Source organism: Duganella callida, assembly GCF_004614165.1.
Lineage (GTDB): Bacteria > Pseudomonadota > Gammaproteobacteria > Burkholderiales > Burkholderiaceae_D > Rugamonas > Rugamonas callida.
The window spans coordinates 42,232-58,013 of sequence record NZ_SPVG01000076.1; the positions used below are offsets into that span (position 1 = coordinate 42,232).

Annotated in this window: 12 protein-coding genes and 1 rRNA gene; 4 read left to right on the forward strand and 9 right to left on the reverse strand. The window is 63.4% G+C overall.

The window, feature by feature from the left end:
* Positions 1 to 28: 28 nt before the first annotated feature.
* Positions 29 to 223: a hypothetical protein gene (locus E4L98_RS08280; protein WP_135201090.1), complete on the reverse strand. Its 195-nt coding sequence runs from the start codon at positions 221 to 223 to the stop codon at positions 29 to 31.
* A gap of 456 nt (positions 224 to 679) precedes the next feature.
* On the opposite strand from E4L98_RS08280, the gene E4L98_RS08285 reads away from it, so the two are divergent.
* Positions 680 to 1,033 carry a beta-xylosidase family glycoside hydrolase gene (locus tag E4L98_RS08285; protein WP_229257311.1) on the forward strand — a complete coding sequence of 118 codons (354 nt, stop codon included), beginning with the start codon at positions 680 to 682 and terminating at the stop codon, positions 1,031 to 1,033.
* On the opposite strand, the gene E4L98_RS08290 is transcribed toward E4L98_RS08285, so the two are convergent.
* Together E4L98_RS08290 and E4L98_RS08295 are read right to left on the reverse strand one after the other, a co-directional pair.
* Positions 1,030 to 2,451, reverse strand: coding sequence for a M20/M25/M40 family metallo-hydrolase (locus E4L98_RS08290; RefSeq protein ID WP_135201091.1), 1,422 nt, complete (start codon positions 2,449 to 2,451; stop codon positions 1,030 to 1,032). The genes E4L98_RS08285 and E4L98_RS08290 overlap by 4 nt on opposite strands.
* Positions 2,452 to 2,469: 18 nt before the next feature.
* A complete protein-coding gene (locus E4L98_RS08295; RefSeq protein WP_135201104.1) occupies positions 2,470 to 4,302 on the reverse strand; it encodes an ABCB family ABC transporter ATP-binding protein/permease in 1,833 nt (610 codons plus the stop codon).
* Positions 4,303 to 4,363: 61 nt separating this feature from the next.
* Between E4L98_RS08295 and E4L98_RS08300 the strand changes: the two genes are divergently transcribed.
* On the forward strand, positions 4,364 to 4,813 hold the full coding sequence (locus tag E4L98_RS08300; protein WP_135201092.1) for an acyl-CoA thioesterase: 450 nt from the start codon (positions 4,364 to 4,366) through the stop codon (positions 4,811 to 4,813).
* A 26-nt stretch (positions 4,814 to 4,839) separates the two neighbouring features.
* Positions 4,840 to 6,453 carry an alkaline phosphatase D family protein gene (locus tag E4L98_RS08305; RefSeq protein ID WP_135201093.1) on the forward strand — a complete coding sequence of 538 codons (1,614 nt, stop codon included), beginning with the start codon at positions 4,840 to 4,842 and terminating at the stop codon, positions 6,451 to 6,453.
* A gap of 50 nt (positions 6,454 to 6,503) precedes the next feature.
* Here E4L98_RS08305 and E4L98_RS08310 read toward each other — a convergent pair whose 3' ends face one another.
* The 4 genes from E4L98_RS08310 to E4L98_RS08325 form a co-directional block, all read right to left on the reverse strand.
* Positions 6,504 to 8,183, reverse strand: a complete 1,680-nt coding sequence (locus tag E4L98_RS08310; RefSeq protein WP_135201094.1) for a long-chain-fatty-acid--CoA ligase — start codon at positions 8,181 to 8,183, stop codon at positions 6,504 to 6,506.
* A gap of 2 nt (positions 8,184 to 8,185) precedes the next feature.
* On the reverse strand, positions 8,186 to 9,877 hold the full coding sequence (locus E4L98_RS08315) for a long-chain-fatty-acid--CoA ligase (protein WP_135201095.1): 1,692 nt from the start codon (positions 9,875 to 9,877) through the stop codon (positions 8,186 to 8,188).
* 162 nt (positions 9,878 to 10,039) lie between these two features.
* Complete coding sequence (locus E4L98_RS08320) at positions 10,040 to 11,167, reverse strand: aminopeptidase (RefSeq protein WP_135201096.1); 1,128 nt, start codon at positions 11,165 to 11,167, stop codon at positions 10,040 to 10,042.
* Positions 11,168 to 11,176: 9 nt separating this feature from the next.
* On the reverse strand, positions 11,177 to 13,255 hold the full coding sequence (locus E4L98_RS08325; protein ID WP_135201097.1) for a molybdopterin-containing oxidoreductase family protein: 2,079 nt from the start codon (positions 13,253 to 13,255) through the stop codon (positions 11,177 to 11,179).
* A 138-nt stretch (positions 13,256 to 13,393) separates the two neighbouring features.
* Between E4L98_RS08325 and E4L98_RS08330 the strand changes: the two genes are divergently transcribed.
* Positions 13,394 to 14,587 (forward strand): M20 aminoacylase family protein, encoded by a 1,194-nt coding sequence (locus tag E4L98_RS08330; RefSeq protein ID WP_135201098.1) that lies wholly within the window; start codon positions 13,394 to 13,396, stop codon positions 14,585 to 14,587.
* Here the strand turns inward: E4L98_RS08330 and E4L98_RS08335 are convergent.
* Together E4L98_RS08335 and rrf are read right to left on the reverse strand one after the other, a co-directional pair.
* A complete protein-coding gene (locus tag E4L98_RS08335; RefSeq protein WP_135201099.1) occupies positions 14,584 to 15,474 on the reverse strand; it encodes an NAD(P)-dependent oxidoreductase in 891 nt (296 codons plus the stop codon). The two genes, E4L98_RS08330 and E4L98_RS08335, sit on opposite strands and share 4 nt — an antisense overlap.
* A 65-nt stretch (positions 15,475 to 15,539) precedes the next feature.
* Positions 15,540 to 15,652, reverse strand: a 5S ribosomal RNA gene (rrf, locus tag E4L98_RS08340).
* Positions 15,653 to 15,782: the final 130 nt, after the last annotated feature.

Genomic DNA, 15,782 nt, shown 5'->3' on the forward strand with positions numbered 1-15,782 from the left:
CTGCGCGGTGGCTTTTTTTTCGTCGCAATCAGATGCGCTTACCTTCCGGCTTGACCTCCAGCTCACGCAGCCTGCGCCGCAAACGGAAGTTATCGATCATCGCCGCTATCAAGCTGATCAGAATGATGATGTTCAGCGCATCGCTGCCGAATAACCTGAAAAACAATGCAGCGCCCGCTGCGCAAGCGACTCCCGTCAATAACAGCATGAGTCCATCTTTCATCGGCTTCTCCGCTTATAAATTCGGGATGGCGCACCATAAGCGACGGCAGCCAGGGACGATGCAAATGATTCATCTGCGCATTCCGCAATACCTCGGAAAGAGAGGTTCCTCCGGCGAGGTTGCGGCCTGTCGCCACGGCGATACTACCAATCACCGCCCCAACGTAATAGGAAGCACTCATTGCCCCGATGATGGCCAGCTTTTCGCCCCGAAGTCCGGCGCCGATCGCCTCCCTAACGGTTGGCTTCTCACACAGCATGCGCCTTGCGGCGACGCATATCAAGCAAGCGCGGCTGTGGTGCGGAATTGTTATTCTGCTTGGTGTTTTTCGCAATTGCGATGGCACGCCCGCTGAGGCACCATCTGGGAATAATCATGCTTAGATGGAGACTTTATGACTGCTTCCCGGCGCACTGCGCTAAAGACTTTGCTGGCTGGCGCGGCGGCAGAGCCCAAGTGGGGAGCGATGCCGAAGGCGGCCTGCTGCTGCACTACAACCAGCGTGCCTACGTCGGCATCGGCTTCACGCCCACGCAGATGAAAACCTTCCGGCACTCACAGGAGCAAAGCTGGATGCGCGAGAAAATGGACATGACCACCGTGCGCATCCGCGTACGCAACGATCGCCACATCGTTACCTTCCACTACTCGCTGGACGGCAAAAACTGGATACAGCACCCGTGGCAGATGGAAGTCTCCGGCCTGCACCACAACGTGTTCGGCGGCTTCGCCAGCCTGCAGCCCGGTATCTACAGCGCGGGCACAGGCACGGTGACCATGCGCGATTTCCAGTATCGCGCGCTGGCTTAATTCTGCTCGGCGTACACCTTCACCAGCTCGTGCAGGAAGGTGCGGCCCTCCATCAGCGACTGCACGCCGATGTACTCGTTCAGGCCGTGGATATTGCCCAGGTCCGGCGTCAGGAAGATGCCGCTGATGCCGTAGGTCGGAATCCCGGCCGCGTTCAGGAACTGGCCGTCGGTGGCGCCCGACTGCAGGATGGGCAGCACCGGCACGCCCGGCCACATCTTCGCGGTCAGCTTTTCGACCGGCTCCATGATGGCGGCCGTCAGCACCGGCGGCGCTGAATTCTCGCCGCGGATTTCCAGCGTCTCCACCTTCACCGCGGGATCATCGATGGCCTTCACCAGCGCCTGGCGCACCGTCTCCTGCGTCACGCCCGGGAAGATGCGGCAGTTGATGTTGGCACGGGCGCGCTGCGGCAGCGCGTTGGTGGCATGACCGGCGTCCAGCATGGTGGCGACGCAGGTAGTGTGCAGCATGGCCGCCCAGCTGGAGTCCGCATTGGACACGGTGGCAACCGCTCGCGCATCGGCCGGATTCTTGACCACCGCCTGCATGGCATAGGCGATATCCTTGTGGCCCGCCGCCAGCTGGATCTTCGACATCGCGTTCAGATAACCCTTGCTGCCGTCGGTCAGCTGGATCGGGAATTCGTAACCCTGGATTTTGCTCAGCGCGCCGGCCAGATGATAGATGGCGTTGTCCTTCACGGGACGCGAACTGTGGCCGCCCTTGTTGACCACTTCCAGGCGGTAGTTTTGCGCCACCTTCTCGCCGGCCTGCACCGTCATCGAGACGCGCTTGCCGGCCGCATTCAGCTCGCCGCCCGCGCCTTCGTTCAGCGCGAAGCCGGCGTCGATCAGGTCACGGCGGTTCTTGCTCAGCCACTCGGCGCCGTTGAAGGCGCCGGCAGTCTCCTCGCCGCAGGTCAGCGCCATCTTCAGCGTATGACGCGGCTTATAGCCTTCCTGCTTGAAGCGCACCAGGGAATCGGCCCAGATGGCCGCCTGCGCCTTGTCGTCCAGGGCGCCACGCGCGTAGAACTTGCCGTCCTCCTCCACCAACGTGAACGGATCGCGTATCCAGTCTTCGCGCTTGGCTTCCACCACGTCGATGTGGGCCAGCAGCAGGATGGCTTTCGCCTTCGGATCGCGCCCCGGCAGCACGGCCACCAGCCCGCCTTCCTTCGGATGGTCCGGCGCGGTGAAGATATGCAGATCGGACTCCGGGAAGCCGGCGCTCTTCAGGCGCGCGGCGATGCGCTCGGCCGCCAGCGTGCAGCTGCCGGACGACAGCGTGGTGTTGGTTTCGACCAGCTCCTTGTACAGGGCGCGGAACTGCTGTTCGGATGGATCGGCAGCGTAAGCACTTTGCACGCATGCCAGCATGGCGGTAACAGCACCCAGTACAAAACGAGACTTCATGGTCGAGTCCTTAAAAAGTTAAACTATATTGATCGTTTCTTCCTCATCCGCCCTGGCCTGCTGGCGTTCCCACATTTGAGCATACAGTCCGTCCGCTGCCAATAGCGACTGGTGCGTTCCGCGTTCGACGATGCGGCCGTGATCCAGCACGATGATCTGCTGCGCATCGGCCACCGTCGACAGGCGGTGCGCGATCACCATCGTCGTGCGCGTGCGCGAGATCTCCTTGAGCTGCGCCTGGATCGCCTGTTCGGCACGCGAGTCCAGCGCCGACGTGGCTTCGTCGAAGATCAGGATCGCGGGATTCTTCAGCAGCGTGCGCGCGATGGCCACGCGCTGCTTCTCGCCGCCCGAGAGTTTCAGTCCGCGCTCGCCGACCATGGTCTGATAGCCATCCGGCAGACTGTCGATGAAATCGTGTATCGAGGCGGCCCGCGCGGCGGCGACGATTTCCTCGTGCGTCGCACCCGGCTTGCCGTAGGCGATGTTGTATTCGATGGTGTCGTTGAACAGCACCGTATCCTGCGGCACGATGCCGATCGCGTGGCGCACCGAATCCTGCGTCAGCGCGCGCAGGTCCTGGCCGTCGATAGTGATGCTGCCGGCGTTGACCTCGTAAAAACGGAACAGCAGGCGCGACAATGTGGACTTGCCGGAACCGCTGTGTCCCACCACCGCCGTGGTGGTGCCGGGCGCGATGGTGAAATCGACATCGAACAGGATCTGCCGCTTCGGATCGTAGCTGAACTCCACGTGCTTGAAGCGCACCTCGGCGCCGCGCGTGTGCAGCGTCTGCGCGCCGGGCGCGTCGTCGATCTCGCGGTTCTGATCCAGCAGCGAGAACAGCTTCTCCATGTCGGCCAGGCTTTGCTTGATCTCGCGGTAGATCACGCCGAGGAAGTTGAGCGGAATGTACAGCTGGATCATGAAGGAATTGACCAGCACCAGATCGCCCAGCGTCATCTTGCCGTCGATGACGCCCAGCGTGGCGCGCCACAGGATCAGCGTCACTGCGACCGCGATGATCATCGACTGGCCGGTGTTCAGCAGCGACAGTGAGGTCTGCGACTTCACCGCCGCGCTCTCGTAATGCTGCAGACCTTCGTCGTAGCGCTTAGCCTCGTATTCCTCGTTGCCGAAGTACTTCACCGTCTCGTAATTGATCAGCGAATCGATGGCCTTGGTGTTGGCCTTGGAATCCAGCTCGTTCATGGTTCGGCGGAAGTGCGTGCGCCAGTTGGTGACCAGCACCGTGAACGTGATGTAGGAGACCAGCGCCACGAAGGTGATCACCGAGAACCAGATGTCGTAATGCGTCACCAGATAGCCCAGCACCAGCGTGATCTCCACCAGCGTCGGCAGGATATTGAACAGCGTGTACGAAATCAGCGAACCGACCGCGCGTGTGCCGCGTTCGATATCGCGCGTCATGCCGCCGGTCTGGCGGTTCAGGTGGAAGCGCAGCGACAGCGAATGCAGATGGCGGAACACCTGCAACGCGATGGTGCGCACCGCCCGCTGCGTCACGCGCGCAAACAGGAACTCGCGCAGCTCGGTGAACAGCGTGGTCGAGACGCGCAGCACGCCATACGCCACCAGCGCGGTCACCGGCAGCACCAGCAGCGCCTGCGGATGCGAAGGCGAGATGGTCAGCGAATCGATCAGCCGCTTCATCACCACCGGCACGCCGACGTTGGCCAGCTTGGCGCCGACCAGGCAGCCCAGCGCCAGCAGCACGCGCCACTTGTAGACCCACAAGTAGGGCAGCAATGTTTTCAGGGTGGCGGTGTCGCTGCGGGTGGGAGCGGTCGTGCTGGCGGTGGCGGGCGGGGAGTTGGCGTAGCGGCGCATGGCGGATAATGGCGTTTTATGGTTCAATCCCGTTCATTGTAGCCCCTGAAGAGAATTTAAGATGACCACGTCCGAAACTTCCGCCCCGCTCGCCGTCAACACCGTCAACCGTGGCCTGCCCGCCGGGAAAATGCCGGAACTGCGCATGATGCCGGCGCCGTCCGACGCCAATGTCTACGGCGACGTGTTCGGCGGCTGGATCATGGCCCAGGTGGACATCGCCGGCTCGCTGCCGGCCACCCGTCGCGCCAACGGCCGCGTGGCCACCATCGCCGTGAATTCCTTCGTATTCAAGAACCCGGTGTTCGTCGGCGACCTGCTGTCGTTCTATGCTGATATTGTCAAGGTTGGCAATACGTCCATCACCGTGCAGGTCGAGGTTTACGCCGAACGCAACCGCCTGCAGGCCGATACCGTCAAGGTGACCGAGGCGACGCTGACCTACGTGGCCACCGACTCCGATCGCAAGCCGCGCAAGGTGCCGCCGATCGAAACACTGATCACCGGCTGAGCCGCGGCGGCCCGCTCGCTCACCGCATGGACGAACAGCGCCGCATCTTTCTCGCCACCGCCGGCCGCATCGGCGCGCTGGCCGCGCTCAGCAGCGCCAGCACCACCAGCCCCGCGCAAAGCCGCGCCGCCGTGCGCGAAGGCGGCGGCGCCTATCCCTTCAGCCTCGGCGTCGCCTCCGGCTCGCCGCTGCCGGACGCCGTCGTCATCTGGACCCGCATCCTGTACGACCCGCTCGCTGCCGCCGCCATGCCGCGCCTGGCCTACAGCGTGCGCTGGGAAATGGCGGAAGATGAAGGCTTCCGCCGCATCGTCGCCAAAGGCACGGCCAGCGCATCGCCCGCGCTGGCGCACAGCGTGCACGTCGACGTCACCGGGCTGCGGCCCGACCGCTGGTACTGGTACCGCTTCATGCTGGGCGACGCCGTCAGCCCGGTCGGCCGCACGCGCACCGCGCCAGACGCCGGCGCCATGCCCCAAGCATTGAAACTGGCCGTCGCCTCCTGTCAGCACTGGGAATTCGGCACTTACGCCGCGCACCGCCACATCGCGGCGGCCGCGCCCGACCTGGTGGCCTTCCTCGGCGACTACATCTACGAATGGGGGCCATACCAGCTCAAGCATCCGCAGGGCGCGGTCAGGATCGCGGAAGGCTTCACGCTGGCCGACTACCGTGCCCGCTATGCGCAGTACAAGACCGACCGCGATTTGCAGGCGGCCCACCTGGCCGCCCCGTGGATCGTCACCTGGGACGATCACGAAGTCGCCAACGACTATGGCAACGACCGCGACGAGCGCCTGAACCCGCGCTTCATTGAACGCCGCGCCGCCGCGTATCAGGCATTTTACGAACACATGCCGCTGCGCCTGCAACTGGCGCCGGGACGCTCGTACGCCCACCTGCGCATCTACCAGCGCTACGACTGGGGCAGACTGGCGCGCTTCCACGTGCTGGACGACCGCCAGTACCGCGCCTACCACGCCTGCCCGCCGAAGGGACGCGGCGGCTCCAGTTCGGTATCGCCGCGCGACTGCCCGGCGCTGCTGGACCGCAGCCGCAGCATGCTGGGCAAGGAACAGGAACAATGGCTGGCGCAGGGGCTGAGCAGCTCGCAGGCGCGCTGGAACATCCTGGCGCAGCAGACGCTGATGGCGCAGAACAGCCAGCTGCCGATCATGAAGGAGGGCGACGGCCGCTTCTGGACCGACGGCTGGGATGGCTACCCGATGGCGCGCCAGCAGCTGTTCGACACCCTGCACGCCAGCCGCGCCAGCAATCCGCTGATCCTGTCGGGGGACGTGCACAGCTTCTTCGCCTGCGAGCTGACGCGCCACCCCTCGCGCCCGCGTTCGCCGACCAACCCGGTGCTGGCGACGGAATTCTGCGGCACCTCCATCACCTCGCCGTCGCGGCCGCAGACGCGCACCGAACAATACGTGCGCATGAACCCCGGCATCAAATACGGCCGCAGCGACAAGCGCGGCTACATGCTGCTGACCATCACCCCGGCCGCCACCAGCGCAGCCTTCCTCGCGCTGGACGACGTCCACGACGCCGCCAGTCCGATCGCCCGCATCGCCAACTTCACCGTCCACCAAGGAGGGGTCAGAGCCGATATTCGGACACGAGCCCAGCCGTAGCGGCAGCTACGGCTGGGCTCGTGTCCGAATGTCGGCTCTGACCCCGATCTTCACGCGGCGGCTTTTTCGGTTTTCTCGTCGCGCAGCTGGCGGCGCAGGATTTTGCCGACGTTGGTCTTCGGCAGCTCGTCGCGGAATTCGATGTATTTCGGTTTTTTGTAGGCGGTCAGTTCGTGCTTGCAGAAGTCCAGCAGTTGCTCGGCCGTCAGGTTCGGATCCTTGCGCACCACGAACAGTTTCACCGCCTCGCCCGAGTTCTTGTCCGGCACGCCGATGCACGCCACTTCCATCACGCCCGGATGCGCGGCCACCACTTCTTCCACTTCGTTCGGATACACGTTGAAGCCGGAGACGATGATCATGTCCTTCTTGCGGTCGACGATCTTGGTGTAGCCGCGCTCGTCCATCACGCCGATGTCGCCGGTCTTGAAGAAGCCGTCGGCGGTCATCGATTTGGCGGTGTCGTCCGGACGGTTCCAGTAGCCGGCCATCACTTGCGGGCCGCGAATCGCGATCTCGCCGGTCTGGCCCAGCGGCAGCGGCTTGCCATCGTCGTCCAGGATCTGCACTTCGGTCGAGGAGATCGGCAGGCCGATGGTGCCGGTGAATTCCTTGATGTCCAGGCGGTTGACGGTCACCACCGGCGAGGTTTCGGACAAACCGTAACCTTCGATGATGGGCGCGCCGGTCAGCTTCAGCCAGCGGTCTGCCACCGATTTCTGCACCGCCATGCCACCGCCGTTGCAGATCGAGTAGGACGAGAAGTCCAGCTTGGCGAAATCGGGATTGTTCAGCAGCGCGTTGTACAGCGTGTTTACGGCCGGGAACACCGCCACGCGGTATTTGGCCAGCTCTTTCACAAAGCCCGGGATGTCGCGCGGATTCGGCACCAGCAGGTTCAGCCCGCCCAGGCGCATGCCCATGAAGGCGCTGACCGTCAGCGAATAGATGTGGTACAGCGGCAGCGCGCACACGAACACCAGTTGCTCGGACTGCGGCTTGAACTGCAGCCACGCTTCGTTCTGCAGCACGTTGGCGATGATGTTACGGTGCAGCAGGATCGCCCCCTTGGAGACGCCGGTAGTGCCGCCCGTGTACTGCAGGAAGGCGATGTCGTCCTGCCCCTGCTTGACCGGCTGCAGCGACAGCCGTCCGCCTTCGGCCAGCACCTGCTTGAACGTGGTCGAGCCCGGCAACGAGAACGCCGGCACCATTTTCTTCACATTGCGCACCACGAAGTTGACGATGTAGCCCTTCAGACCGCCCAGCAGGTCGCCCATGGCCGCCACCACCACGTGCTTGACGCGCGTCTGCGCCACCACCTGCTGCACGGTGGTGGCAAAGTTTTCCAGCACGAAGATGGCTTCGGCGCCCGAGTCGACCAGTTGATGCTGCAGCTCGCGCGGCGTGTACAGCGGGTTGACGTTGACCACGGTGTAGCCGGCGCGCAGGATGGCCGCCATCACCACCGGGTATTGCAGCACGTTGGGCAGCATGATGGCCACGCGCGCGCCGGGCGACAGCTTCTTGCTCTGCAGCCAGGCGCCGACCTTCTGCGACAGTTGATCCAGCTCGGCGTACGTCATGAACTTGTCCATGCACACGTAAGCGTTACGGTCGGCGTACTTGCGGAAGGCGTCTTCCATCAAGTGCGTGATCGAACGGAACTGGGTGTAATCAATTTCCGCGGGGACGCCTTCGGGGTACGACTTGAGCCAAATCTTTTCCATCTTCATGCAGCCTTCTTCTTGTCGGCGGGTTGTTCATCGCGCAGGACACGGCGCAGAATTTTCCCGACATTGGTTTTGGGTAGCTCCTGGCGGAACTCAATGTATTTCGGCTTTTTATAGCCGGTTAATTGTTCTTTGCAGTAGGCCATCAGCGCCTGCTCGGTCAGGTTCGGGTCCTTGCGCACCACGAACACCTTGACCGCCTCGCCCGAATGCTCGTCCGGTACACCGATGACAGCGCACTCCAGCACGCCCGGATGCGCGGCGATCACCGCTTCCAGCTCGTTCGGGTAGACGTTGAAGCCGGACACCAGAATCATGTCCTTCTTGCGGTCGACGATCTTCACGTAGCCGCGCTCGTCCATCACGCCGACGTCGCCCGATTTGAAATAGCCGTCGGGCGTCATCACCTTGGCCGTCTCGTCCGGGCGGTTCCAGTAGCCGACCATCACCTGCGGGCCGCGGATGGCGATCTCGCCAGCCGTGCCCAGCGCCACCTCCTTGCCGTCATCGTCGAGAATGGCGATATCGGTCGATGGCACCGGCAAGCCGATGGTGCCGGTGAAGGCGGTGCTGTCGGCACGGTTGCAGGTGGCCACCGGCGAGGTCTCGGACAAGCCATACCCCTCGATGATGGACACGCCGGTCGCCTTCAGCCAGCGGTCGTTGACGGCCTGCTGCACCGCCATGCCGCCGCCGTTGCAAATCTTCAGCCCCGAGAAATCCAGGTGGGCGAAATCCGGATGGTTCAGCAGCGCGTTGTACAGCGTGTTCACCGCCGGCAGCATGTTGAACTTGTACTTGGCCAGCTCCTTGATGAAGCCGCCGATGTCGCGCGGGTTCGGGATCAGGATGTTCAGCGCGCCCACACGCGTGCCCCACATCGCGCAGCAGGTCAGCGCGAAGATATGGTACAGCGGCAGCGCGCAGACGATGCTGATCTGCTCGTCCGATCCGCCCAACGCCGGATGCGACCACGCCTCGCTCTGCAGCAGATTGGCGACGATGTTCCGGTGCGTCAGCGTCGCGCCCTTCGAGACGCCGGTGGTGCCGCCCGTGTACTGCAGGAAGGCCGGATCGCTGTCCTTGATCTCGACCGGGGTCAGCTTCATGCCGCCGCCCTGCGACAGCGCATCCTTGAAGCGCACCGCGTTCGGCAGCGAAAACGCCGGCACCATTTTCTTGACGCTGCGCACCACGAAGTTGACCAGCATACCCTTCAGGCCGCCCAGCATCTCGCCCATGCTGGCCACCACGATGTGCTTGACCTGGGTCTTGCCCAACACCTGTTCCAGGGTGGCGGCGAAGTTTTCCAGGACGAGGATGGCCTCGGCGCCGGCATCGTTCAGCTGGTGCTCGAGCTCGCGCGGCGTGTACAGCGGATTGACGTTGACCACCGTGTAGCCGGCGCGCAGGATGGCGGCAATCGCGATCGGATACTGCAGCACGTTCGGCAGCATGATGGCCACGCGCGCGCCCGGCTTCATGCCGCGGCTCTGCAGCCATGCGCCCAGCCGCTTCGAATACGCGTCGACCTCGGCATAGGTGAGGAACTTGTCCATGCAGACATACGCATTGCGGCTGGCGAACTTGTGGAAGGATTCTTCCAGCAACTGCACCAGCGAACGGTACTGACTCGCGTCGACCTCGGTCTGCATGCCGGGCGGATACGATTGCAACCAGATTTTCTCCATGCTGTGCCTCTTGTCTCGAAATATTATCGTTGTAAGGCCGGCGCACAGTGCCGGTGGGAGGTCTTGATGATGCGATGCTATCGGGCAGCAGGCCCGTGCGCAAGCGCATTTAACCATAATTAGAACGAGGGTTCTAACGGCTTTTTATGACGCAACGCAACATCAGTGCGTGCCTTGGATGGTTGGTAGCGCATCCTTGTCGCGCTCCGCGTTCAGCATTGCGGGCCGGCCTAACACGTCCAGCTGCTGCCGGCGTTGAACTACATCAAGAGTAGCGATACCTTGCACCGCAGCATAAAAACGTACGAACGTTCGTTCTCGCTGTAGCAGGGCCCGGAAGGCCGGCAGATAATCGTGGTAAGTTCCCACCGCGCTGAGGTGAGCGTTGGTCAAGGGCTCGGCAAACCAGCGGTCATAACCGGCATAGCCGCCCCAGCTTTCCTTGAGTTTCAGATAGTCCGATTTCAGGTGGGCGAAGATGCGGGCTTTCTCGGCGCGCTTGTGGCGGGTGCTGGTCTTGCTGGCGTACAGATCGGCCAGCATCTTGCGGTGCCGCACCAGCAGCGCCAGAAAGTCCTGGCGGCGCACATTGTAGCGCTCGTAGGCCTCGCGCATGGGATCGGTGCCGTACAGCTCCAGCCAGCGCGCCACGCCGGCTTCCTCCACCGCGGTGGCGAAGCTTTCGTTGAATTGCGTATCGCCCGGCACGTACACGACCTGGTGCGCCAGTTCGTGGAACACCATGCGCGCCAGTTCGGCGTCGGAATAGTTGATGAAGGTGGACAGCAGCGGGTCGCTGAACCAGCCCAGGGTCGAATAGGCCGGCACGCCGCCGACCTGCACGTCGTTGCCTTCCTTGCGCAACTCGTCGGCGTAGGCCTGGGCGTCCTCCTTGCTGTAGTAGCCGCGATAGCTGACACAGCCGGCAATCGGGAAGCACCACTGGATCGGCCGCAGCGACAGTTCCGGCGTCGCCACCACGTTCCACAGCACGAACGGCCGCGACAATGCGGCATAGTTCTTGTAGCTGGCGTTATCGGGAAGATTCAGTTCCTTGACGGCGAACTTGCGTATCAATAGCGCCTTTTCCAGGCGCGCCTTGAGGCGGGGATCGGTGCCGGGATCGCCGAGCCAGTCATCGATCGGACGGGCATCCGACCACAGCGAATACTGTCCCTGCGCCGCCTGCATGTAATACTTGAACTGCGCGCAACCGGCCAGCATGGCCGACACGCACGCCGCCGCCAGCCAGTATCTGGTGCGGAAAATTCGGCGTGCAATATTGCGCATACATTACCTTCAAGCAGCGACTCTTTCGACCTGTACCAGTGTATCGTAAAAAGTCGGCGCGCGGCCCATATCTGTCAGCTGTTGGCTGGTAACCTCATTGGCGTTCTTGCCATCTTTCGCCAGCTTCTTCCACCACACCGACAGGCCGACCACCAGCCCGGCGCGGGCCTTGTCCGTCACCCGCGCCTTGGCGATGAACGACCCGCGATCGTTGAAGATGCGCACCATGTCGCCGTCGGCAATACCGCGCGATGCGCAGTCGTGCGGATGGATGTCCAGATGCGGCTCGCCCTCCGACGCACGCAGGCTTTTCACGTTGACGAAAGTCGAATTCAGGAAGTTGCGTGCAGGCGGAGAAATCATCGCCAGCGGATAGCGCGCCGCCAGTTCCGGATTGCTGGCCACGGACTCGTAGGGCGGCAGATACGCCGGCAGCGGATCGAGGCCGTCTTCCTTCATGCGCGCGGAGTAAAACTCGCATTTGCCCGAAGGCGTCAGGAAGCCGCCATGCGCGAACGGCGCGGCCGGCATGTTCAACCGTTGCCAGCCCTTCCGCTTGAGCGCGTCCCAGTCGAAACCGACCGCGCGCGCGTCCTGCGCATTGAAGGCGATGGCGGCCAGCGCGTCGTCGCTCTCCTTGAAGCAGGGATCGTCGAAGCCCATCCTGGCCGCCAGCAGGCGGAAGATTTCCGTGTTGGCCTTGGCTTCGCCCATGGGCGCGATCGCCGGGTTGTTGGCCATCATGTACAGGTGACCGTACGAAGTGTGCGCGTCGAGGTGCTCCAGCTGCGTGGTGGCCGGCAGCACGATGTCGGCATAGTCGGCGGTATCGGTCTGGAAATGCTCCAGCACCACGGTGAACAGGTCTTCGCGCAGGAAGCCGCGCATCACCTTGTCCGAATCCGGCGCGACCGCCAGCGGGTTGGAGTTGTAGACGATCACCGCCTCGATGGCCGGCCCGAACTCGGGCGAGGCCGGCCGCAGCAGGTCGTCGCCGATGGTGCTCATGTTGATGGTGCGCGGCAGCTTTTTCAGCAGATCGGTGCGCTGCAACTTCAGCTTATTGGTCGGGAACGAGCCACTGGACGACAGCTGCACGCCGCCGGCAGGATGACGCCAGGCGCCGACCAGCGCCGGCAGACAGGCGATGTTGCGCACCGCCATGCCGCCGCCGCGCACGCGCTGCACGCCGTAGTTGGTGCGGATGGCCACCGGCTCGCCGGCCTTGGCCATGCCGCCGTACAGGCGCGCCAGGTCCACCACCTCATCGACGCTGATGCCGCAGGTCGCGGCGGTACGCTCCGGCGTCCATTCCGCCGCGCGTTCCTTCAGCTGCTCGAAGCCCAGCGTGTAGCTGGCGATGTACTCGTGATCGAGCAGATCCTCCTTGATCAGCACATGCATCAGGCCCAGCGCCAGCGCCGCGTCGGTGCCCGGCAGCAGGGCGATGTGCTGATGGCATTTTTCCGCCGTCAGCGAGCGGTAGGGATCGATGGCGATCAGCTTCGCGCCGTTGCGCTTGGCTTCCTGCGCGCGCATCCAGAAATGCAGATTGGAGGCGATCGGATTGCCGCCCCAGATGATCAGCAATTTTGAATGCTGAAACTGCTCCATGTCGGTGCCGACCGAGCCGCCGATGGTGTACTTGTAGCCGGTGGCGCCGGCCATCGCGCAGATGGTGCGGTCCAGCAGCGAGGCGCCGATCTGATTGAAGAAGCGCGATGACATCGACTCGCCCTGGATCAGCCCCATGGTGCCGCAATAGCTGTACGGCAGGATCGCTTCCGGCGCGCGCGCGGCGATCGGCTTCAGACGCGCCGCAATGGTGTCCAGCGCCTCATCCCAGCTGATGCGCTCGAACTTGCCCTCGCCCTTTTTGCCGACGCGCTTGAGCGGGTACAACAACCGGTCTTCATGGTAGGTGCGCTCAGCGTAGCGCGACACCTTGGTGCACAACGCGCCGGCCGTGGTGGGATGGTCGGGATCGCCTTTAACCGCGGTGGCCACGCCATCTTCCACCGTCACCAGCAGCGCGCAAGTGTCGGGACAGTCGAGCGGACAGGCCGCGCGAACTTGTGTGATCGTCATGTCAAAAATCCAAAAAGCATTTGTGCAAAGCAGTATCGTAAACCATTGCGGGGGCGCTGGCTTAACTTGTCCGACAAGGGCTACAATGACTGTTCTCGATGCTTAAAAAGCAAGCGAACCCGATACTGGAGAAGCAGCATGAAACTGGTAGATCCCATTATTGCATTTCAATCCGAACTGCAGCAGATCAGGCGCGACCTGCACGCCCATCCCGAGCTGTGCTACGAAGAACAGCGTACCTCCGACGTCGTTGCCGCCAAGCTCACCGAATGGGGCATCCCCGTAATCCGCGGCCTGGGCGTGACCGGTGTGGTCGGCGTCATCAAAAACGGCACCTCGGCCCGCTCGATCGGCCTGCGCGCCGACATGGACGCGCTGCCCATGCACGAAGTAAACACCTTCGAACACGCCTCGCGCCACCCGGGCAAGATGCACGCCTGCGGCCACGACGGCCATACCGCCATGCTGCTCGGCGCGGCCAAGCACCTGGCCGACAACCGCAATTTCGACGGCACCGTCTACCTGGTATTCCAGCCGGCCGAGGAAGGCGGCGCTGGCGCCAAGCGCATGATCGAAGACGGACTGTTCGAGCAATGCCCGATGGACGCCATCTACGGCATGCACAACTGGCCCGGCATCCCGGCCGGCCACATGAGCGTGGCCGCCGGGCCGCTGATGGCGTCCAGCAACGAGTTCTATGTCACGGTCAAAGGCAAGGGCGGCCATGCGGCGCAGCCGCACAAATGCATCGACCCGGTGATGATCGCGGTGCAGATCGCGCAGAGCTGGCAGACCATCATCAGCCGCCGCACCAGCCCGCTGGACACGGCCGTGCTGTCGCTGACGCAGATCCAGGCCGGCACCGCCACCAACGTCATTCCCGATGAGGCGAAGATGGCCGGCACCGTGCGCACCCTGTCGTGGCAAGTGCTGGACCGGATCGAGCAGCAGATGGAGCAGGTGGCGGTACAGACCGCTGCCGCCTTCGACGCGGAAGTCGAATTCCGCTTCCGCCGCAACTACCCGCCGCTGATCAATCATCCCGAACAGACCCGTTTCGCGGTGGAGGTGATGAAAACCGTGATCGGCGCCGACAAGGTGGACGACCAGGCCGAGCCATCGATGGCCGCGGAAGACTTCGCCTATTTCCTGCAGGCCAAACCGGGCTGCTACATCTTCATCGGCAACGGCGAGGGTGACCACCGGACTCAGGGCCACGGCCTCGGACCGTGCGTGCTGCACAACGGCAGCTACGACTTCAACGACAACCTGCTGCCGGTCGGCGCCAGCTTCTGGGTCAAGCTGGTCGAAGCCAGCCTGCCGCGCGTTTAATCGAAGCGGTCCGGGACAGTGCCCACACGCTGCCCCGGATTCAGCTGCTCCAGCCCGATCAGTGCCGCTGAATGGTCGGCCTGCGGGATGGTCTGCGCCAGTGTCTGATAGCGCGCCGTCACCAGCTCGGTCAGCGGCAGCACGATGCCGGCCGCTTCCGCCGCCGCCAGGATGTTGCGCTGATCCTTGAGCTGCGTACTGACCTTGCCGCCGGCGACGAATTGCCGGTCCAGCATGCGCTGCCCGTGTACTTCCAGGATTTTCGATTCAGCAAACCCGCCGCGGATGGCCGCGCGCATCGCCGCCGGATCGGCGCCGGCCGCCTGCGCCAGCAGCATCGCTTCCGCCACGATATTGATGGTCGCGCCGACGATCAGCTGATTGCACAGCTTGGCGACCTGGCCGCTGCCGGCCGGCCCGACCAGCGTCGCTCGGCCCATGGCCGACAACACCGGCTCGGCCTCGGAGAAATCTCCGGCGCTGCCGCCAGCCATGATGGCCAGCGTTCCCGCCGCCGCGCCGCCGACGCCGCCGGATACCGGCGCATCGATGAAACGGCAACCCTGCGCCGTCAGCTGCTGATGGAATGTCTGCGCCTCGGCCTGTTGGGTAGAGCTCATGTCTATCCACAGCGCATGCGGCGCCAGCGACGGCATGGCTTGCTGCAGCACGCTGGCTACCGTCGGCCCCGCCTCCAGCATGGAGATCACAATCTGCGCATCGCGCACCGCCTCCGCCAGATCCGCCACCGCCTGCGCTCCCGCGCCCGTCAGCGCCTGTGCCTTTGCATGCGTCCGGTTCCACGCTGTGACCTGATGACCAGCCGCCAGCAGGCGGCGTGCCATCGGATCTCCCATCAAGCCTATGCCAAGAAAAGCAATCTTCATCGAAATCTCCGCCGAACGCAAAAAGCCCGCCAGTCAACAGACTGGCGGGCTTCCACTAATAACTAGCTTGACGATAACCTACTTTCACACTGGTTGCAGCACTATCATCGGCGCAGAGTCATTTCACGGTCCTGTTCGGGATGGGAAGGGGTGGGACTGACTTGCTATGGTCATCAAGCTTTGACTTGGCAACAACCTGGAAGAAGTAAAAGTTGGGGTAGCACTCACCATCGAGTAAATGCGCATAACCGTCAAGGTTATAGGGACAAGCCGTACGGGCAATTAGTATCAGTTAGCTTAATGCATTA